Annotated in this window: 17 protein-coding genes, 2 tRNA genes and 1 pseudogene; 9 read left to right on the top strand and 11 right to left on the bottom strand. The window is 69.8% G+C overall.

Annotated elements, in window-relative coordinates; genetic code table 11:
• Positions 1-747 precede the first annotated feature (747 nt).
• Positions 748-1,671: a S1C family serine protease gene (locus A4R44_RS19815; protein WP_067582982.1), complete on the top strand. Its 924-nt coding sequence runs from the start codon at positions 748-750 to the stop codon at positions 1,669-1,671.
• A 118-nt stretch (positions 1,672-1,789) separates the two neighbouring features.
• Here the strand turns inward: A4R44_RS19815 and A4R44_RS19810 are convergent, their stop codons facing one another.
• Together A4R44_RS19810 and A4R44_RS19805 are read right to left on the bottom strand one after the other, a co-directional pair.
• The gene (locus tag A4R44_RS19810; RefSeq protein ID WP_067582637.1) at positions 1,790-2,176 is read right to left on the bottom strand and encodes a DUF3224 domain-containing protein; all 387 of its coding nucleotides are present in this window, start codon (positions 2,174-2,176) and stop codon (positions 1,790-1,792) included.
• A 73-nt stretch (positions 2,177-2,249) separates the two neighbouring features.
• Positions 2,250-3,788: a helicase HerA-like domain-containing protein gene (locus tag A4R44_RS19805; protein ID WP_067582634.1), complete on the bottom strand. Its 1,539-nt coding sequence runs from the start codon at positions 3,786-3,788 to the stop codon at positions 2,250-2,252.
• A gap of 118 nt (positions 3,789-3,906) precedes the next feature.
• Here A4R44_RS19805 and orn point away from each other — a divergent pair, with 118 nt between their 5' ends.
• The 3 genes from orn to A4R44_RS19790 all read left to right on the top strand — a co-directional run bounded on the left by orn (position 3,907) and on the right by A4R44_RS19790 (position 5,019).
• A complete protein-coding gene (gene orn, locus A4R44_RS19800; protein ID WP_067582978.1) occupies positions 3,907-4,515 on the top strand; it encodes an oligoribonuclease in 609 nt (202 codons plus the stop codon).
• A gap of 75 nt (positions 4,516-4,590) precedes the next feature.
• Positions 4,591-4,663 (top strand) — tRNA-His (locus A4R44_RS19795).
• A 283-nt stretch (positions 4,664-4,946) separates the two neighbouring features.
• Positions 4,947-5,019 (top strand) — tRNA-Lys (locus A4R44_RS19790).
• Between the two features lie 194 nt (positions 5,020-5,213).
• Here the strand turns inward: A4R44_RS19790 and A4R44_RS52450 are convergent.
• From A4R44_RS52450 to A4R44_RS19750, 9 genes and pseudogenes are all read right to left on the bottom strand, one after another.
• Positions 5,214-5,759: pseudogene (locus A4R44_RS52450) on the bottom strand (site-specific integrase); the annotation flags it as partial.
• Between the two features lie 966 nt (positions 5,760-6,725).
• On the bottom strand, positions 6,726-6,953 hold the full coding sequence (locus A4R44_RS19780; RefSeq protein ID WP_067582628.1) for a helix-turn-helix domain-containing protein: 228 nt from the start codon (positions 6,951-6,953) through the stop codon (positions 6,726-6,728).
• The gene (locus tag A4R44_RS51755; protein ID WP_255366141.1) at positions 6,950-7,183 is read right to left on the bottom strand and encodes a DNA methyltransferase; all 234 of its coding nucleotides are present in this window, start codon (positions 7,181-7,183) and stop codon (positions 6,950-6,952) included. Before A4R44_RS51755 ends, A4R44_RS19780 begins: the two co-directional genes overlap by 4 nt.
• A 68-nt stretch (positions 7,184-7,251) precedes the next feature.
• Positions 7,252-7,893, bottom strand: coding sequence for a site-specific DNA-methyltransferase (locus A4R44_RS51750; protein WP_255366140.1), 642 nt, complete (start codon positions 7,891-7,893; stop codon positions 7,252-7,254).
• Positions 7,890-8,933 (bottom strand): site-specific DNA-methyltransferase, encoded by a 1,044-nt coding sequence (locus tag A4R44_RS19770; RefSeq protein ID WP_067582623.1) that lies wholly within the window; start codon positions 8,931-8,933, stop codon positions 7,890-7,892. Before A4R44_RS19770 ends, A4R44_RS51750 begins: the two co-directional genes overlap by 4 nt.
• On the bottom strand, positions 8,930-9,766 hold the full coding sequence (locus tag A4R44_RS19765; protein WP_067582619.1) for a hypothetical protein: 837 nt from the start codon (positions 9,764-9,766) through the stop codon (positions 8,930-8,932). The genes A4R44_RS19770 and A4R44_RS19765 overlap by 4 nt, the downstream gene beginning before the upstream one ends.
• A gap of 74 nt (positions 9,767-9,840) precedes the next feature.
• The gene (locus A4R44_RS19760) at positions 9,841-11,082 is read right to left on the bottom strand and encodes a site-specific DNA-methyltransferase (protein ID WP_067582616.1); all 1,242 of its coding nucleotides are present in this window, start codon (positions 11,080-11,082) and stop codon (positions 9,841-9,843) included.
• A 111-nt stretch (positions 11,083-11,193) separates the two neighbouring features.
• On the bottom strand, positions 11,194-12,117 hold the full coding sequence (locus A4R44_RS19755; RefSeq protein WP_067582613.1) for a DNA methyltransferase: 924 nt from the start codon (positions 12,115-12,117) through the stop codon (positions 11,194-11,196).
• Positions 12,110-13,093, bottom strand: a complete 984-nt coding sequence (locus tag A4R44_RS19750) for a hypothetical protein (protein WP_157904944.1) — start codon at positions 13,091-13,093, stop codon at positions 12,110-12,112. Before A4R44_RS19750 ends, A4R44_RS19755 begins: the two co-directional genes overlap by 8 nt.
• A gap of 519 nt (positions 13,094-13,612) precedes the next feature.
• On the opposite strand from A4R44_RS19750, the gene A4R44_RS19745 reads away from it, so the two are divergent.
• The 5 genes from A4R44_RS19745 (at position 13,613) to A4R44_RS19725 (ending at position 20,348) form a co-directional block, all read left to right on the top strand.
• Entirely contained in the window at positions 13,613-14,635 is a 1,023-nt protein-coding gene (locus tag A4R44_RS19745) for a hypothetical protein (protein ID WP_067582606.1), read from the top strand.
• Between the two features lie 149 nt (positions 14,636-14,784).
• The gene (locus A4R44_RS49130; RefSeq protein WP_369805913.1) at positions 14,785-15,135 is read left to right on the top strand and encodes a pilin; all 351 of its coding nucleotides are present in this window, start codon (positions 14,785-14,787) and stop codon (positions 15,133-15,135) included.
• Between the two features lie 4 nt (positions 15,136-15,139).
• Positions 15,140-17,281, top strand: a complete 2,142-nt coding sequence (locus tag A4R44_RS19735) for a hypothetical protein (RefSeq protein WP_067582603.1) — start codon at positions 15,140-15,142, stop codon at positions 17,279-17,281.
• On the top strand, positions 17,278-18,441 hold the full coding sequence (locus A4R44_RS19730) for a PrgI family protein (RefSeq protein WP_067582599.1): 1,164 nt from the start codon (positions 17,278-17,280) through the stop codon (positions 18,439-18,441). Before A4R44_RS19735 ends, A4R44_RS19730 begins: the two co-directional genes overlap by 4 nt.
• A complete protein-coding gene (locus A4R44_RS19725) occupies positions 18,438-20,348 on the top strand; it encodes a VirB4 family type IV secretion system protein (RefSeq protein WP_067582595.1) in 1,911 nt (636 codons plus the stop codon). Before A4R44_RS19730 ends, A4R44_RS19725 begins: the two co-directional genes overlap by 4 nt.
• The last annotated feature ends 101 nt before the right edge of the window (positions 20,349-20,449 follow it).

Genomic DNA, 20,449 nt, shown 5'->3' with positions numbered 1-20,449 from the left:
CACGGCACGGCACGGCACGGCACGGCACGGCACGGCACGGCACGGCACGGACGAGGATGCACTGCCTGAGAACGGCTGAGAATTCTCAGCTGATTCTTCTCAGGAAAGCCTGAGGGTTTTCCACAGGCTGCTCATAAGCACGGGCGCGAGTCTGGGTTCATGACCGAGAACGAGAGCCGGCCCGGCCCCGCTACAGCCGGTGGGCGCCAGCCGCACCAGAGCAGTGAGCAGTACGGCCCCGCTGGGGCCGGGTCGAGTCCGTTCGCCGCGGGGCAGGGGCATCCGCAGGGGGTCGGAGGCGGTCCTGTTGGGCAGGCCGGAGTGCGTGGCGGGCAGGAGACTGTCGCCAGCGCTCAGCAGGCAGGGCCGAGTAACGCGCAGCCGACCAGCGGTGCGCAGGCAACCGGACCGGGCGCGGCCCGAGTGCCCCAGACGGGTGCTGTCGCGCAGCCCGGGCCGAACACCGCGCCCCTGCCGAACCCGCACGCCGCGCAGGCCCAAACCGGCATTCCGCGCCGCCAACCGAACACTCCGCGCCACGAACCCGGCGCCCCGCATAACCCACCCGGCACCCCGCACCAGGAAACCGGCACGCCGCACTATCGACCCAGCACGCCGCAACACGAGACCGGTGCTCCGCAGCACCAGCCCAGCACCCCGCGCAACGAAACCTCCGCGCCGCAGCAGCCCGGCACCGCGCCCAACGAAGCCAACGCCCCACAGCAGCAGCCCAGCACCCCACAGCAGCTGCCCGGCACCGCGCACCATCAGCCCGGCAATCCGCACTACGGCCCAATGCCACAACCCGTGCAACCACCCGCGGCCCTGGCTGGTCCGCGGAAGCGGCCCGGTCGGCTGGCCGCACTCGTCGGGGCCACTGCACTGGCCGCCGCTCTCCTCGGCGGCGGTGCCGGTGCGGCGATCGTCGGGCTGACGAGCGGTTCCAGTGCGTCCTCGGGCACCGCGTCGTCGGCCGCCACGGGGCAGACCATCAGCAACACCACGGCCTCCGGGGACGTCAGCGGCGTCGCTGCGAAGGTGGTGCCCAGTGTCGTTCAGGTGAACGTCACGACCGGGCGGGGCACGGCGATCGGATCTGGCGTCATCCTCACCGCGGACGGCCGGATCCTCACCAACGCGCACGTCGTGCAGGGTGCGCAGACCGTCACCGTCACCACGTCGGACGGCAAGAAGTACCAGGCCGGGGTCGTCGGCTCGGACACCAAGAGCGACATCGCGGTGCTGCAGGCGCAGGGCGCGAGCGGGCTCACCGCGGCGACGCTCGGCGATTCGAGCAAGCTCGCCGTCGGGCAGCAGGTGATCGCGATCGGGTCGCCGGGCGGGCTGCAGAACACCGTCACCACCGGCATCGTCAGTGCGCTCAACCGGCCGCTGTCCGACGTCGGGGGCGGCGACGGCGATCAGCAGAACTCGCCCTTCGGGAGGCAAACCTCGAACGTCACGTCCGGGCCCAGCTACACCGCGATCCAGACCGACGCCTCGATCAACCAGGGCAACTCGGGCGGCGCGCTCGTCGACGGCCAGGGCCAGGTGATCGGCATCAACTCCGCGCTCTACAGCCCGGACTCCTCGGCGGGCAGCGTCGGAATCGGGTTCGCCATCCCGATCAACGACGCCAAGAAAATCGTCGACCAGATCGTCAACGGCTGACCGGAACTCCGGAGGCGGACCGTGGTCGGGGCGGCCCGCCTCCGCTCCTCACTCTCGGGACGGTGAGGAAACCTGGCCGCTCTCTCCGGGAATTCGGGGCCTGGAGAGAGCGGCTTCTTCACGCACCCGGCAGTTGGTAAACCAGCGTGAAGGTGTGCTTGCCCGCCTCATCCACGGCGATGTCGGCCGACCCGGAGATGCCCGCCAGCTCGTCCGTGCCCGAACCGGGCAGTAAGAGCAGCGACAGTCCCTCGTCTCCGGCCGTGTGCCGGAGAACGAAGCTGCCCTTCCGCCCGTCGACAGAGCCGTTGAAACGCTCGAAGGCGACATACGCGCGCGACGTCTCGTTCGACGCCGTCAGCATCTCGACCCGGCTGGTCCCCTCGACCGCACCGGTGAAGGTCTTCTCGATCAGCACTTGCGCGAACGTCGTGCCATCGGTCTCGTCCTGCGCCTGCGGCTCCCATTTGTCCAGCTCGAACGCGGCGACGGCGGTCCTCGTCATGCTGTTGCTCCTCTGCCGGAAACTCGATCCCGCACAGTCAACCGCCGATACCTGCCATCTCCTGTCAGGTATCTCAACGCCGCCGGTTGCCGAACAGCCCGCGCGAGAACTCCCGTCCGAGCGAACTCGCCGCCGAGCGCATGAACGACTTCACCGCCGGGTTGGTCAGCATCTGCGAGATCATCCCCGGCTCCTCCTTCTCCGGCTTGGGCGCGGCCGGTGCCTCGGGCTCTGCGGCCGGTGCCGAATCCGGGGCCGGCCCGGCTTTCGCCGCCAACTTCTCGTACGCCGACTCGCGGTCGATCGTCTCCCCGTACTTCGCGTTCAGCTCCGACGACGTGACCGCCGCACGGATCGCGTCCGCCCCGATCGACCCCATCTTCGACCGCGGCGCGCGCAGCCGTGTCCACGCGACCGGCGTCGGCGCGCCGCGTTCGGACAGCACGGTGACGATCGCCTCGCCGATCCCCAGCGACGTCAACGCCGTCTCGAGCTCGTAGTGCGGCGACTTCGGATACGTCTTTACCGTGCGCGCCAACGCTTTCTGGTCATCCGGCGTGAACGCGCGCAACGCGTGCTGCACCCGCGCGCCGAGCTGGGACAGCACGTTGTTCGGGATGTCGGTCGGCAGCTGCGTGCAGAAGAACACGCCGACGCCCTTCGAGCGGATGAGCTTCACCGTCTGCTCGATCCGCTCCAGGAACGCTTTCGACGCGTCGGAGAACAGCAGGTGCGCCTCGTCGAAGAAGAACACCAGCTTCGGCTGGTCGAGGTCGCCCTCCTCGGGCAGCTCCTCGAACAGCTCGGCCAGCAGCCACATCAGGAACGTCGAGAACAGCGCCGGCTTGGACTGCAGATTGTCCAGCTCCAGCAGAGTGATGACGCCCTTGCAGTCCTGCTGGCGCATCAGGTCGTGGACGTCCAGCTCGGGCTCGCCGAAGAACTCCTCGCCGCCCTGCGCCTCCAGATTGGACAGTGCGCGCAGGATGACGCCCGCCGTCGCCGCGGACACCCCGCCGATGCCCTTGAGGTCTTCCTTGCCCTCGTCGCTGGTCAGATGCGTGATCACCGACCGCAGGTCCTTGGTGTCCAGCAGGGCGAGACCGCGCTGGTCAGCCCAGTGGAAAATCAGGCCGAGCGTCGATTCCTGCGTCTCGTTGAGCCCCAGCACCTTCGACAGCAGCACCGGCCCGAAGCTGGTGATCGTCGCGCGCACCGGGATGCCGGTGCCGCTGGTGCCGAGCGGCAAGAACTGCACCGGACCCGCCTCGGGCACCCATTCGTCGCCCAGTTCCGCGGACCGTTTCGCGGTGCGATCGCTCGCCTCGCCGGGCGCGGACAGGCCGGACAGGTCGCCCTTGACGTCGGCCAGCACGACCGGAACCCCGGCCGCGGACAGCTGTTCGGAGATCAGCTGGAGCGTCTTGGTCTTGCCGGTGCCGGTCGCGCCCGCGACCAGGCCGTGCCGGTTCAGCGTCGCCAGCGGCAGCCGGACCGCGGCCGACGCTTCCGTCTTCCCGTCGATCACCACCGCGCCCAGCTCGACGGCCGCCCCGTCGCTCACGTATCCCTGCGCGATCTCCGCCGCTGGTCCCGACGCTTGCTCGGCCACTGGCCGCACCCCGTTCCGAGTCCGAAATCACACCTCGTTGCACTGGCTGACCGAGCGTAACGCGCCGGAAGCCCAGGTGACGCCGCTGATATCCCCGTGTCGGGTTAGGGTGGTGCGGGTGAACGACCATCTTGTCTGGATCGACTGCGAGATGACGGGGCTCGACCTCGGCAAGGACGCGTTGATCGAAATAGCCGCGCTGGTGACCGACGCCGACCTGAACGTGCTGGGCGAGGGCGTCGACATCGTCATCCACGCCGACGACGCCGAACTCGACGGCATGCCGCAGGTCGTCCACGACATGCACGCCAAGTCCGGCCTCACCGAAGAAGTCCGCGCCTCGACGACCACGCTCGCCGAGGCCGAGCAGCGCGTGCTGGAGTACATCCGCGAATGGGTGCCGGACCCGGCCAGCGCGCCGCTCGCCGGCAACTCGATCGCCACCGACCGCGGCTTCATCGCCCGCGACATGCCGGAGCTCGACAACCACCTGCACTACCGGATGGTCGACGTGTCGTCGGTGAAGGAACTCGTCCGCCGCTGGTACCCGCGGATCTACTACGCCAAGCCGGAGAAAGGCCTGGCCCACCGCGCGCTCGCGGACATCAGGGAGTCCGTCGGCGAACTCGAGTACTACCGCGCGATCGCCTTCGTCCCCCAGCCCGGCCCGACGAGCGACGAGGCCAAAGCCGCCGCCGCCGAAGTGCTGGAACGCCACCGAGGGTGACCCCCTGAAAAGCGCTCGCGGGCACCCGCTAGGATTGCTTCCAGCAAGGTGATCGCGAGATCTTTTTGCCAGATGGTGGCTATAGCTCAGCTGGTAGAGCACCTGGTTGTGGTCCAGGAGGTCGCGGGTTCGAGCCCCGTTAGCCACCCGCGCACCCCGGCTTCACCGAGATATTTTTCGGAGAGGCCGGGGTTTTGTCATTTCCGGGGTACTGTTGCCAGTGTCGGTGTCACGCAGGTCACTGGGCTCTCTCTCCTGGCCCACCCGCTGCCGCGTCGGTTGCCCCTGACCGGGTTCACGGTGGGTCACCGCCGCTGACCTGGGCTGTTGTCCCGGCGAGCCGGAAAGGGGACCCCCTTGAAACGGGGCCTGAACGCCCTGCTAATCTTTTCCACGTCGCCGAGGGAAACCACGGCGACGGGAAGCACCAAGCGCCATTAGCTCAATTGGCAGAGCAGCTGGCTCTTAACCAGCGGGTTCGGGGTTCGAGTCCCTGATGGCGCACCCTCACTCCCCAGGTTATCGGAAACGTTAACCTGGGGTTTTTGGTTTTCTGGAGGGATTTCTTCCGGTTCCGGACTGTCCATTGTGGTCGTTGGCGAGCCCGAGGCAAGCCCGAGACTTCGCGCCGACTTCCGGGGGATGATCGCCGCCGTCGCTTCCGCCGCCGCGAACGCCACTTGCGGCAGGACGGTCGTGTAGGTGTTGGACGTGATGGTGATCGAAGAATGCCGCAGCATCCGCTGCACCACCTTCATCTCCACCCCTGCAGCGAGCGCCAGTGTCGCCGCGCCGTGGCGCAGATCGTGCAACCGGATCGGCGGCAACCCCGCCAGACGGCACAGCTCGTAGAACACGTCGGTCACAGACGCGGGATGCAAAGGACTGCCGTCCCACTGGGTGAAGGCCAGATCGTGCTCTTTCCACTGAGATCCGAGGCGCTCCCGGTCCGCGTCCTGCACGGCCAGATGCTGCGCCAGCACCAGGGCGGTGTCCTGGTCGATCGCGACCGCGTTCACCGACTCGTCCGTCTTCGGCGGAGTCTCGCCGGTCTCCCAGCCCCACTGCACGATCTGGTTCGACACCCGCACCTCACCGGCCGCGAGACGGATCTCCGACCGCTGCAGTCCGCACGCCTCTCCCCGCCGCAACCCGATATGCGCGATCAGATGAAACAACGGATACAGCGGATGGTTGACCGCGACGTCGAGGAAACGGCCCGTCTGCTCCGGGGTCCACACCATCACCGGGCACGGGATCTTCCCCGTCCGCCGCCACTGCAGCACCCGCTCCGTCGTCCACACCAACGGCGTCCACCGTGCCTTCGCGGGAAGCTCCACCAACGACGCCACGTTCACCACCAGCAAGCCTTCCTTGGCCGGGCGGTTCAGGCACGTCTTCAACGTCCCGTTGATCCGGTGGATCGACGTGGGCCCGACCGGACGCTGCCACTTCACCGCCGCGACCTTCCTAGGGTCCCCGCTCTCTCGGTAGACCGCGATCAGCTCGTTGTGCTCCTCGATCGCGTCGTACATCGCGTCCAGATGCCGCACCCGCAGCTTCCGCCGCCGCACCTGCCCCAGATGCGGACCCAGATACAACCGCACATGCGACTCATACGACCGATACGTGTTGCGCGAAACCTTCCCATGCTTCACCGCCAGGAACCCCGCGAACTCCTCGGCCATCAACGGGTCGTCGGTCACATCCGCGCCCGCCCGGACAAGGCGTCGCATCTCGTCGATGTCCGGGAACTTCTCGCGATTGGCGAACGCCACGGCGATCACGTCGCCGATGTCGCGCCGCAACTCGACGTCGTCCTCGTCCGCGATCGCCAGCAACCCGCGCACCTGTTCCAGCTGGTTCTCCGCTGCGGTGGCCGAGTCGAATCCGCGGCGTCGTCGCGGACGTCGCTGCCCCGCCGCGTCCGGCGGAAGCTCGACGCGGAAACCCCATTGGCCGTGTTTGTAGTTCTTCAGCTTCGGACACGCGCTGCCCACCGGCTTCCGGTTCTCGTCCCGGCAATTGCACGTCCGGTACACCGACCCCTCGGTCACCGCACACCATCCCCTCGTCGCAAGGTCTCCTGTGGAACCAGCGGATCCGATCGCTGGGGAAGACATGCTCGCGCCGCGACCACCGCTCGGGGAAGCCCGAGACTCCAGCGGATCACCCGATCCGGCGAACCAGGCCGAATTCCAGCGAACCCGCTACCCCGTCCGCGTTTCCAGCCCGAGCACCCGCAACAGCCCCGCGGTCGGGACCCGATACCCGCCGCCCACGCGCACAACCGGGCACGGGAAACCGCCCTCGCGCGCCAGCGCGTACGCCGTCGTCCGGCCGATCCGCAACGCCCGCGCCGCCGTCATCAAATCCACCACCGCCGGCAACGACGCTACCTCCGCCACCGTCATCGGCGTCGGCTCCTGCGCGGTCACGACGCCGCCGCTTCCGCGAGCCGCCGCCGCGCCAGACCAGCGCACACCGGATCCAGATCCACGCCGACGAACGAACACCCGTGCTCCAAGGCCGCGACGCCCGTCGTTCCGGTGCCGCAGAACGGATCCAGCACCACTCCCCCGCGCGGACACCCCAGACGCACGCAACGCCGCGCGATCTCCAACGTGCCCGCCGCCGGATGCCCGATGCCCGAACGACCGGTCGGCACCCGCCACACATCCGACCTGACCTCGCCGGCATCAGACTCCGGCGCGAACCAATGCTCTGGTGACCGGGTCAGCAGNCCGTCTCGTAGCGCTGGGAGAGTCGGTCCCGCGTGCTCTCCGGCCGCGCGTTCGGCTTTTCCCACACCACCGCGTTCCGCAGCAGCCACCCCTGCTCCTGCAACGCCAACGCCACGCGCCACGGCACCCCCACCAGATCCTTGCGGCGAAACGCCGACTGCGGCGGCCGATGCACCCCGTACCGGCTCGCCATCCGCGCCGCCGCCGTCCGCGCCACGGAACCCCGCGCGACGTAGTTCCCCCACGAACCGCCGAAGCAATCCCCCAGATTCAGCCACGCCGTCCCGTCCGGCCGCAGCACCCTCGACACCCGGTCGAACACCTCGACCAGATTCGTCACATAGAGATCCACAGTGGGCTCCGCCCCGAACTGACCCGCGACACGGTAGTCCCGCAGGCCCCAATACGGCGGCGACGTCACCACGCAATCCACCGAACCGCGCGGCATCCCCGCCACCACCTCCGCCGCATCCCCCACACACACCTGCACCGAACCGCTCATCGCTCGCGCTGCCGCCAGCCCACGACTGCCCGCCTGCCCTGTGCGGCGAGAGGACTTGGCGTTCTCGGCCGGTGAGCCCTGAACAACGCCGTCCCCACGCTGACCGGCGACCGCGATGTCGTCGTCCGTCATCGCGTCCCTCCCTCGTCGTGGCCGGCGTCGGTGATGCGCCGGAGTGCGAGCTCGCGGTAGGCGGGGTTGGTGTCAATGCCGGTGAAACGCCGGCCGAGCGCGCGAGCGGCTACGCCGGTGGTGCCGCTTCCGCTGAACGGGTCGAGAACGTGACCGCCAGGCGGGCATCCGGCCGCGATGCAGCGCCGCGGGATCTCCACCGGAGACGGTGCGGGATGCCCGGCGCGGGTGCGGTCGGGCGGGATGGTCCACACATTGCCGGGGTTGCGAACGCGTTGCCCGTCGGCGGGAGTGCGGGGCCAGGTTCCGCGCGCGGTGTTCGGCTTGCCGCCGCCGGGGTAGGTGCGGCGGGACAGGGCGCGGTCGCCGGTGTAGGGCTGCCGGATCGCGTCGAGGTCGAAGTAGTAGTCCGGCTGCGTGACGAACAGGAAGAGCATCTCGTACCGGGTCGCGAGCCGATCGGAGATCGGGGTGGGCGTGGCGTGGGGTTTGTTCCAGACGATCGCCGACCGCAAGATCCACCCGTCGTCCTGCAGCGCTAACGCCAGCCGCCACGGCATGCCAAGCAGATTCTTGTGCGGCACGTCCGCTCGCGGCCGGTAATGCGGCTGCCCCGTCTGGCCGGGAGCGCTGCACCAGTAGCCGTCGGAATTGGTCGAGTAGCTGTCGCCCACGTTGATCCACACCGTGGCCCGCGGGGCGAGGACCCTGCGGGCGGCGGCGAACACCGCGCGCAGGGTTTCGATGTAGTCGTCCGCGGTCGGTTCGAGCCCGATCTGTAGGTGCCCGCTCCGGGCCCCGCAGTCTCGGCAGCGCCACCGCCCGGCACCCGCATCGCGGAGGCTGGCGGGCCGGTGGCGGCAGCCGGGCCGGCCGCCGGTCCAGGTGTCGGGTGCGTAGTCGCGCAGCCTCCAGTAGGGCGGGCTGGTGACCAGACAGTCCACCGAATCCTCGGGAAGGTTCCGGATCCCGGCTTCCGCGTCGGCAGTCACCAGCGTGATACCGCTCTCTCCCTGGACATTGGCTGCGATCGTGGTCATGCGGCCCTCTCGGCGTCCTCGACGGAGGTAGCGGGTTCGGCTGGAGCGCCGGAGCGGCACGACCACGGGGAACAGCCATCAGGGTCGTCCTCGACGACAGTGAGGTGCCCTCGTTCTCGCGGGATGAGGTCGACTTCGCCCAGCGGTTGCAGAGAGCGGTGTATGAAGAATTCGCCGCGCAAGGGATTTCCCCGGGCGGTCGCGTGTGGACTGCCGTGCCGGATCGCGGTATCGAAGTCGAGAAGGTCTTGCCAGGCGTCGGGATCGTTGTCGCGTAGCCACCGCAGCCGGGTGTTGCCGGAGAACGGGCATCCGACGCAGGCGCTTTTGACGGTGTCGCCGAAGCCACGCTCGGACAGATACCCTGCACAGTCGTCACGGCTCATCCCCAGATCCAGCAAGGGAAACACATTACGCAGGTAGCGCACGTCGGCGTCCTTGGCGCGGTGGACCTCATCAACGCTGATACCGATTGCCTGTTCGGCGAACACCCCGCGCGGCACGCGGGCCGGGTGTGGGTAGCCGAGCAGCTCACGAGCAGCGGCCTTCAATGGTTTGATTTTGTACTCCCCTGTGCATTGCCGTCGCGCCATGCCTTTGGTGCCGTCCGGGTTACGGACGTGCAGCGGCATCGTCGCGAACCGCGAGTTCGGGTCTAGAGCGTCGTGGCGAATGTTTCCGGCAGACACTGAACGCACCGGAATGCCCGCAGCGTCAGCAATCCGGGTCAGTTTCGCCAGTTGCGTGTACACCGCGCGCGGTTCCCAACCGGTGTCAGCGAACAGGGCGACGTCAAACCGAGGAATCACACCCTCGCAGGCCAACAGCAACACTGCCGTACTCTGCACTCCGGCACCTAGTGAGAGCAGCCGCAGAGCTGGCCGGGACGATAAAGTAGAAACCGCGTTCATGCCGCTGCGCTCCCGTCTGCCGGGCTGCTCGTCAGGCCGAGACGGCGCAAGCCGATATCGTGGAACTCCGGGTTGAGATCGATGCCTAGGTAGGAACGGCCGAGCTGGCGCGCGGCCAGACCGGTGGTCGCGGCACCGCTGAACGGGTCGAGCACCACACCGCCGACGGGGCATCCGGCGGCGATACATCGCAGCGGGATGTCGACCGGGAACGCGGCGAAGTGCGCCTCGCGCAAGGGACGGGTGGTGATCGACCAGACGTCCCCGGGATTCTTGCCTCGTGCATGCGCGGCGGTGTGCCGAGCCCCAGTCGGGCGCATCGCATCCCCGTGCGCTTTCCCGGCGAACGGATCGGCATTCCGATACTTGCCGTAGATGTTGTGTCCGCGGCGGCGCGCGGTCGCGCCGATCCCGCCGTGGCGGCCTTTGTTCGCGCCGCCGATCACGCTGCCCGCCCTGAGGGCTTCCGGGTGTGCGAGTGGTTCGCGGATCTGGTCGAGGTCGAAGAAATACTTCTGCTGTTTGGTCAGCAGGAACAGCATCTCGTACCGGTTGGAGACCCGGTCGCGCACGGATTCGGGCATGGCGTTGGGTTTGTGCCACACGATCGCATTGCGCAGAATCCAGCCGTCGGCCTGCAACGCGAACGCCACGCGCCACGGCATGCCGACCAGGTTCTTCCGCGGCAGCGACCGTGTGCGCGCCACCCCGGCCTGGCGCACCGATTCCCGCAGCGGTGCCGCTGCGCTGCGGCCGGACAGGGTGCTCGTCCGCATCGGATCACCGGTGCGGCCGGGCGGCTCGGCGGAGTACGAGTCGCCCAGATTCAGCCACACCGTGCCGGTGTCGGACAGGACGCGGTGCAGCTGCCTGAAGACCTGCCGCAGCCGGTCAACGTAGTCCTGCGGGGTCGCCTCCAGGCCGTGCTGGTCGTCCTCGCGGATAGCGCCGCAGCGGCGGCATCGCTGGGGCTCGCCGCAGCGATGTGCCGCCGATGCGGAATAGGCGAGACCGGGATGTTTGGACTGGGGAATGTTGCCGCCGCGTCCGGCCGCGGCCAGGTGCGTGCAGCCGGGATCTCCGCCGACCCAGGTCCCGGTCCCGTAGTCGCGCAGCCCCCAGTACGGCGGACTCGTGACCACACAGTCCACCGACTTCTCCCCCATGCCGGCGAGGGTCGCGGTGGCGTCGCCGGTGTAGAGCGTGACCGTCTCGTCGCGGTAGTAGGCGGTGTCCATGAGATTCGCTCCTTCGGCACAGTGGGTTGAGGTCGCGAGCCGCGGCAAGACGGCTCCTGTCGCTGCACACAAGCGGGCACTGACGGGGGTGCTGGGTGACGCGGGGAGCACTCAGGCGGCGATCGAATCGGGCCGTGCTCCGTGCCCGGGGCGGCGGCGTGGTTGCGGCGGTGCGGGCAGCGCGGGGAGGGACTGGTTCAGGGCCGGATCGGTGGCGTCGGGATCGGTCCGGAGCACCAGCGCGGTGTGGTGTGCCAGCAACGCGACCGGATGCCCGAGAACGCGTTCGGCGCGGGCGGCGGCGCGGCGCTGGGCCAGCGACGCGCGGGTGTACGTGCGGCCTCGTCGCACCGTCGCGGTCAGGGCCACGCACCGCGCGACCGGTGCCAGCCCGGCCGCGGTGGCGACCGCCGCGATCCGGCCGGGAACGTCGAGCAAGTCATGCCGCACGGGGTGGCGCCGTGGGGCACTGGTGACGACCACGTGCCCGCCCGGACGCAGCAGCGGCCGGTACTGCGCAAGCAGTCCATGCAACCGCTCCAGCGCCCCGTCGAAGTCGCCGGCCGGACTGGTCCGCAGGGTCGTCAGGAGGAGATCGATCCGCCCGGTCAGCCCGGCCGTGGCCGCGGCGACAGCGGTGCCGGGGCGTCGGTCGAGGATGAGGACCATGCCGTCGACGAACACCCCGCGCGCCTTCGTGGCGGTCACGTTGGCGCGCGCCAAGCGCCACCAGGGACGCTGCCCGGTCAGGCCGATCGCGTGCCGCCCGGCCCGCAGCGCTTCGACGACCGTGGTGCCCGCTCCACAGTCGGGATCGAGCACGACATCACCCGGCCGGGTCAGCGCCGCGACGGCGTAGCGGGCGATCGCCGGAGCCATCAGGGCAGGGTCGGCGGCGGTGGCGTCGTGGTAGCCGCCCTCGGCCAGCTGGGCCGCCAGGCTGTCGGTCCCGGTCGGCCACACCGACGCCACGACCGGGCCTTCGGACCGCTCCCCCGCCAGGCGGGGGAGCTGCGTGCCGATGCGCTTAGACATCCGAGGTCTCCTTCCCGTCGAGGGCACCGTCATCCGCCGCGTCCGGTGCCATCCGCCCGAGCAGAACGAGGTCGTGGTGCACCGTGCGCAGCGGCGGCACTGCGGCGTCGACCGCGCGCGGCGAGAAGTCCGGCGCAGGTACCGCGGTGCCCGTCCGGCCGGCGGTTGTGAGGCAGTCCGGTGTGTCCGGCACGGGCGCGGCGAGCACGGCGATGTGATCGAGACACCGCAACCCCTGACTACCCAGGGTGTTCAGCGCAGTCGCGTGCGGGTCACGCAGGCAACCGTCACGGATATCGCTGTGCGTGACTGCCGCGAGGAGACCGCGCGGGGTGAGCAGGGCACCCCAGTCGGTGCGCGCGAGCCAGTCGGTGGCGTGCGGATCGAGCGCGGTGATGATCAGGTCGAACCCACCGCGCGGTCGGTCTCCGTCGCGATGCCGAGGACGCGCGGAGTCGGGGTGCGGATCGAGTGCCGGGTGCAGCCTGAACCGACCGAGTCGGGGTCGCGACCCAGACTCGGCTCCGGCACGGCGGGACGAGTCGGTGTGCTCGGCCGGGTAGTCGGGGGCGGGTGCCGCGGTCGCGGTGTCGGCGCCGCGGCCGAGTCGGGTGACGGTCCAGACCGCCTCGGCGAGACCTGCGTAGCCCTCGGCGCCGCGGGTGCCGCTGGCCGCGTGCCGAAGAGCGTGCGGGGATGGTGGCGGGGCGAGGAGAAGGACGCGGTCGCCGGGGCGGGTGTAGGTCGTCATGAGGGTGACGATCGTGCGTCCGAGCCAGCCGGGAAGCCGCGCGGTGCCGGGCAGCATCTCCGCGTCGGCGAACGACCAGAACGTCGCCGGACGTGGACGCCGGGCAGTCGCGGTAGCAGGTGTGGTCCGTGGCGTGCGGTGCCGGCCGCGGCGGAGGCTCGCCGTGTCGCGATGCGGCAAGCGGCGGTGACGGCGTCCGGACTCGGGATGCGGTGTTGAAGTCATCGGCGGCCTTCCTCGCAATGTGATCGGCGTGGTCTGCCAAGTCACCCCAAGAGGCGGGTTTTGAGGCCGTTTTTCGACACCGCGCGCCCAAGTTTTCACAAACTCAGAATCCCTGCACCGCATGTATCGAGAAGTGATTCCGAATACGTAGACACTTTCCCGGAGTCCGGAAATATTCGAGCAAAACGCCATGCTTGCCACCTTCCGTCGAATCACCTCGACGCGGGTCAAGAAGAATTTTCGCCCGATGAAAAGCGGGCCCGGCTGAGTAGCCGCGGACCGACTCGGCCAACCCGCAACTTGCTGCTAAGGATCACTTAAAATGCCAGGTCAATGGCTACTAAGGCGCTCGTGGGCACCGCCGGGGTGTGGTGCCCCGAATCGGGCTCCTGAATCCTTCGAGGCTTCAACTTTAGTAGTCGAATTCGCTTACTAAGAAGATCATCCTTGTTCTTTTCTTGTCGACGCCCTGGCGTCCTGGCGGGGTTGATTCACCCAACTCTGGTCAGGAGCGCATCGATGACGAACGACGAGATTGTGCCTGCGCCTATTCGGCCCGATCGTGAGGGGCACGACTGGTTGCCGTTGGACACCGCGCGCGACGCCTTCGGGTGGCTGGTCACCGGCCCGAGGCCGATGGCCGTGCACGGGGCCCGGTTCGCCGGGTTGCCGCGGCGTCCGGTGCCGCTGGACGAGTTGCGGGACCGGGTGATGAGCAAGCAGTGCCCGCCCCGCACGCGCGACGACGTGTGGGCGCACCTGGTGCTGCGTTCCCGCGTGCACGGGGGTGCCTGGACGGTGGCGTGTGTCGGGATGGCGCTGCCGTCGCTGGCGTCGAGTGCGCGGTGGCTGGCGGCGCGGTATCGCGGCGATCGCGCGGACGCGCACGCGGCTGTTCTCGCCGGGTTTGTCCACGCGCTGTCGACGGTCGATCTGGCTGACCCGGCCATCGCGGTGCGGCTGCATTTCGCCGCGCGCCGCGCCGGGCAGGAGGCATTGGAGGAGTCGCTCGACGCTCCGATGCCGGCGGGCTCGGGCTATCGCTCGGCGGTGCCGCGCCCGCCGTACGGGCACCCCGACTTGGTGCTCGCGCGGGCGGTCGGCGAGCAGATTCTCACCCCCGCCGAAGCGGAACTGATCTCGGCGACCCGGCTTGGCGAGACCTCGATGACCGACTGGGCGCAACGCCACGGCACCGCGCTGAAGACCGCGTTCAAGGCCCGTGATCGGGCCGAAGACCGACTCGTCGCGTGGCTGCGCGATCAGCTCGCCGACACCGACTCCGAAGACCCCGTCGCCGACGCAGCTGTTGCCGCTCTGGTCGACGGCGCGCCGGACGTGCCCGCCGAGGAACAGCCGCACTCATCACGTGCCGTGAGCGGTCGTCTGCGCAACGGCCGACCAGCTGCTTCCAGGAAATCGTCACGGGCGGTGTCGAAAAACGACCCGAAATCCGGCCTCTTGGGGCGCGGGGAGATCCCACCCGGCTCTCCGCGTACCGCCGAGCAGGAGCCGACTTCGGAGGTGCGCCGATGCGCGTGACACCCCATCCCCAGACACAGCACACCACCGCGCCGCGCGCGTCGGCGTCGAGCGCATCCGATCAGCACCGACCCCGCACGAGCGTCGTCAGTCCCGCGCGGCCGACGGCAGACACGGTTGGCGCGCGTCCACGTCATCGGATCTCTCAGGTGCGCCCGGTGCGCCGCGCGGTGACGCGCTCGCTGGTCTTCGCGGTACTCGGCGTGGTCCTGTTCAGCTCGCTCGCCGCGGATGCGGCGGAGGCCTCGACACAGGTTCTCGCGATCGCGAGCAGCGTCGGGGAGGTCTTCGACAACATCCGCAATTGGCTGCTCGGCATTCTCGCCGGGCTGGCGACGGTGTTCCTCACCGTCGGCGGCGTCCGGTACCTGATGGCCGGGAATGACCCCGGGGAAGTGGAGAAGGCCAAGCAGTCGTTCAAGAGCGCCGGGTGGGGCTACGGGCTGGCTGCGCTGGCGCCGCTCGTGGTGGAAATCCTGCGCGGGATTGTCGGGGCCTGAGGCCATGACCGCGACCCGACACCCCCGCGTGCCCGAGCCCGATCGCGGCGAGCCCGGCACCGGCGCGCGCCCGGCGGACCCGGTGCGCCGGGAGCGGGTCCTGCTCGCCCCGCAGCGCGCCGGCCGGGGTTCCCGGCGGCGGCTGGTCTGGCTGCTGGCTCTGGGCCTGACTGTGGTTCTCGGCGGTGCGCTGGCTGTCAGTGCGTGGGCCTCGACCGGCGCGCCACAGAAGCCCGGTGTGCGGCAAGCGGCGCTGGCGCAGCCCGCGCCGCAGCAACCGCCGCCGTTGCCGGTGCCGCCCGATCCGCGTAACTCGTGTGCCCCGAACTCGCCGGACCCGGCGTGTCACTTTCCGACCGGTTCGCCGCGCCCGTCGGTCCCGGCGACGCCGTTGCCTCCGGTCACCGAGCTGCCGCCGCCGACGAGTTGCTTCCCCGGCCAGATCGGCTGCACACCCGGCGGCCCGGCCACCGCGCCGAGCACGGCTGCGAACCCGCCGTGCACGGGCGAGGACTGCATCCCGCAACCCACCCCGCCGCCGGGCACGAGCCCGCAGCCGGGCGGTCCCAGTACGGGAAACGGCGATCCGGACTGCGGGCTGACCAACATCACCGGCTGCATCGCCAAGGCGATCAACGGCGTGTTCAAGGATCTGGTCACCGCCGCGCTGTCGCCGATCCTGGACTTGCTCGGCCACACCGTGCTGACCACGCCGACGCTGGATCAGCTGCCGGGCGTCGGCGAGCTGTGGGACAACTCGTGGCAGATCGTGCTGGTCTGCTACGGGATGCTGATCCTGATCGCCGGGATCGTGGTGATGTCCCACGAGACGGTGCAGAGCCGGTACTCGATCAAAGAGATCGGCCCGCGGATCCCGATCGGGTTCCTCGCCTCCGCGCTGTCATTGTTCTTCGCCGAGAAGCTCATCCGGCTGGCCAACGCGCTGTCCGCCGCAGTCCTCGGCGACGGGGTCAACCCGCCCTCGCTCGGATCCACGCTCAAAGACACGGTCGATGGCGCGGTCTCCGGCGGGTTCTTCATGATCCTGCTGGCGCTGGTGCTCGTGGTCGTCGGGATCGCCCTGCTGGCCGTCTACGCCGTCCGCGTGGTCATCACGCTGATCCTGATCGTCACCGGTCCGCTGCTGTTGATGTGCCACTGCCTGCCGCACACCGACGGCATCGCCCGGTGGTGGTGGAAAGCTCTCGGAGCGACGCTGGCGATCCAGGTCGCGCAGTCCCTCGTGCTGATCACCGCCGTGCGGACCTTCCTGGCCGGCGGAGTGCGTCTGTTCGGCTCGACGCTGTCCGCGCTCGGCATGGTGATCGCCGCGATCGCCTTGTTCTACATCCTGTTCAAAATCCCGTTCTGGTTCCTCTCGGCCGCCAGGATCGGCAACGGCCGCTCTCTCCTCGGAAGCCTCCTCAAGACCTACATCGCAGCGAAAACATTCGGGATGGTCGCCGGGAAGTCCGGTCGCTTCGGCAAAGCCCGCACGGCCGCAGGTGGCGGCAAGGGGAACAGGGGCGGCGGTGGCCGGGGCGGTGCTGCTGCCGATCCTCCGCCGCCCTCTCAGCCGCGGAGCCTGCGGACACCGGAGGCGGTCAACAAGCGGATGCAGGCGGCCTACGACGCAGAGCGCGCCCGTGCTGCCCAGCAGCCGCGCCCGCCCTCGCAGCGACCGGAGTTTCTGCAGCCCGGTCCGCAGGGGACCACCCACGACCCGGCCGTCACCCCGGCCAGCCAAGGACCCGCCATGCCCGAATTCAGTTCCGCACCCACACCCGCGACTGCGGTCCCGCCGCCCGCCGGTCGGCGCCGCAAGCAGGCCCCGGCGGCACCCCGGTTCCAAGCTCCCCGTGCGCCGCACCGAGCCGGCGGCGCCGCGCCCCCGGCTCGACCGGTCGCGGTTCCTCCGCACTTGCGGTTCCAGCCGCCGACGCCGGACCCGCCCCACGTCTCCCGGCCGGCCACGCCCGCGACGGCACCGCCCGCCGCACCGGTGTTCCGGACCGCGCGCCCGCAGCCGCGCCTCGGCGACGCCCGACCGCGCACGCCGTCCGCGCCGCCGGTGACGTTCCGGGCGCCGACCACGCCGCCGAAGTCCGCGCCGAAAGCCCCGCCCCGTGGAGGTGAGAAGTCATGACCCAGCCCGTGCGCATACCCTCCGACGTCGATCGCGAGGACCGCGTCCTGGCCAACCTCACCGCCCGGCAGCTGGCGATCCTCGCCGTGACCGGGATCGTGCTCTACGGAGCCTGGACGCTGACCCGCGGTGTGGTGCCGCTGCCGGTCTTCCTGATCGTCGCAATCCCGATCGGGGTCACTGCGGCGGTTCTGGCGCTGGGTCAGCGCGACGGCATGAGCCTGGACCGGCTCGTGCTCGCGGCCCTTCGCCAGCGGCTGCAACCGCGCCGCCGCGTGGCTGCTCCCGAAGGGGTGCGGCCCGCACCCGAGTGGCTGACCAGCAGCATCACCGCGACCGATGCCACCGGTGCTGCAAGCACGTCGGAGGTGTCTCCGGCGGCGCTGCGGCTGCCTGCGGAAGGAGTCACCGAGGCCGGTGTCGTCGACCTCGGCCCCGACGGGGTCGCGATGGCCGCGGTGGCCAGCACCGTCAACTTCGCGCTCCGCACGCCCGGCGAGCAGGAAGCGCTGGTCGCCAGCTTCGGCCGGTATCTGCACTCGATCTCCGCGCCGGTGCAAGTGCTCATCCGGGCCGAACGGCTGGACCTGAGCCGCCAGATCAGCGACCTGCGCGACGCCGCCCCCGGCTTGCCGCATCCGATGCTCGAAGCCGCCGCGCGGGAACACGCGACTTACCTCGACCAGTTGCGCCGCTCCGCCGATCTGCTGCGCCGCCAGGTGCTGCTGGTGCTGCGAGAGCCGATCCGCGCCACGGGGCCGACCGACGGGCTCGGCGGCCCGTCCCCGCTCGCCGCGCTGCGGGCACGACGCGCCCGCAGCCGGGACGGCGAGATCACCGAGACCGCACGGCGCTCGGCGGAAACCCGGCTCGTGCGGAGGCTGGGCGAAGCCACCGAACTGCTCTCCCCAGCCGGGATCACGACCACGCCCCTGGACGCCGGGCAGGCCACCGCCGTGCTGGCCACCGCATGCAACCCGGACAGCCTGATCCCGCCCTTGGCGGGTCTGGCCGGCGCGGACGAGGTGATCACCACCGCCGCCCCGGACCGGGACGACGAGCAATCCATCCATCACCGAAGCACGGCCGGCCGGGGCGGGCGCGACAGCGCGCCGCAGGAGTCGACGGCCCTGGACGAATGGGAGGGCGGGGACCTATGAGCAGGAAGTTCGGCCGTGCTCGAGGCCGCAGGACGCCGCACACGAACGCACCGTCGGGAAGGGCCAGCGCGTTCACGCCGGATTCGCTGTCGGTCGCGCCCCGGCACCTGGAGATCGGCGGCGAATGGGTCTCCTCCTTCGCGATCACCGGATATCCGCGCGAGGTGCACGCGGGGTGGCTGCAGCCGCTGCTGTCCTACCCCGGCCGCGTCGACATGTCGCTGCACATCGAGCCGATCGACCCGGTCACCGCCGCCCACCGGCTCAAGCGCCAACTGTCCAAATTGGAATCCGGGCGGCGACACACCTCGGACAAGGGACGGTTGCTGGACCCGATGGTCGAGGCCGCCACCGAAGACGCCTACGACCTGTCCGCCCGCGTCGCACGCGGCGAAGGCAAGCTGTACCGGCTCGGGCTGTATCTGACCGTGCACGCCACCAGCGAAACCGATCTCGCCGAGCAGGTCGCCGCAGTGCGGGCGCTCGCCGCGTCGCTGCTGATGAACGCGCAGCCGACCACCTACCGGTCACTGCAAGGCTGGGTGTCCACCCTGCTGCTGGCCCTCGACCTCATCGGCATGCGCCGCACCTTCGACACCAGCGCGCTGGCCGCCGCGTTTCCCTTCACCAGCCCCGATCTTCCGCCCGCCGACCCGACCAGCGTCGCCGCACCGGCCGGAGTCCTGTACGGGTTCAACGTCGGCAGCCAGGGCTTGGTGCACTGGGACCGTTTCTCCGCGGACAACTACAACGCGGTGGTGCTCGGGCGCTCCGGCGCGGGCAAGTCCTACCTGGTGAAGCTGGAAACCCTGCGCAGCCTCTACCGCGGGGTCGAGGTCGCGATCATCGACCCGGAGGACGAGTACCGACGACTCGGCGAGGCCATCGGCGGCACCTACATCCACCTCGGCGACACCGACGTCCGCATCAACCCGTTCGACCTGCCGATCGCCATCCGGCCGGACGGGCGCCGCACCGCCCCCAAGGACGCCCTGACCCGCCGAGCGCTGTTCGGCCACACCGTCATCGGAGTGCTGCTCGGCACCGAACTGTCCGCACAGCAACGAGCCGTGCTCGACCGGGCGATCATGGCCACCTACCAGCAAGCCGGGATCACCAGCGACCCGCGGACCTGGGGCAGGCAGGCGCCGCTGCTGGCCGATCTCGCCGCGGCCCTCGCCGGCACCCCGGACCCGGTCGCGGCCGACCTGGGTGCCCGGCTGCACCCGTTCGTCGAGGGCGCGTTCTCCACGATGTTCTCCGGGCCGACCACTACCCGTGCCGAGGGCCACCTGACCGTGTTCAGCCTGCGCGACCTGCCCGACGAACTCCGGCCGATCGGCACCCTGTTGACACTGGACACGGTGTGGCGGCGGGTGTCCAACCCGGCCATCCGGCGGCCGAGGCTGATCACGGTCGACGAAGCGTGGCTGCTCATGCAGGACCCTGCCGGGGCGCGTTTTCTGCACCGGATGGCCAAAGCAGCCCGGAAACACTGGGCGGGCTTGACGATCGCGACCCAAGACGTCGGCGACGTCCTCGGGACAGACCTGGGCAAGGCGATCATCGCGAACGCGGCGACGCAGATCCTGCTACGTCAAGCCCCGCAAGCGATCGACGAGATCGTGGCGACCTTCAACCTGTCCGAAGGCGAGAAACAGTTCCTGATTTCCGCGGACAAGGGACAAGGCCTGCTCTCGACCGGGACGCAGAGAGTCGCGTTCCAGTCGCTGGCTTCGCCGCAGGAAAACGCGCTCATCACAACAGATCCGGCCGAGTTGGCGCAGTACGCGGAACACGAATCCAACACGGACGACGGTGCGTTTGTGGACCTCGGCTTTCACGACACTGAGCTGGCTCTCGCCGCAGACGCAGGCGGCCACGTCGACCTCGACAACGCCGCATAATCCGCCTCGCCGCTGCGGATCGCTCAAGCGCACAGGCGGGCGGCGGCTGTCGCAGTGGCAGGCCGAGATCGGCACCGAACGGGCCCACAAGCGGCACCGCC

Origin of the sequence: Amycolatopsis sp. M39, from assembly GCF_001651785.1 — a bacterium.
In the GTDB taxonomy this organism is placed as follows: domain Bacteria; phylum Actinomycetota; class Actinomycetes; order Mycobacteriales; family Pseudonocardiaceae; genus Amycolatopsis; species Amycolatopsis rubida.
The sequence above is the reverse complement of the archived record's forward strand: the minus strand, read 5'-3'. Positions and strand labels throughout refer to the sequence as shown.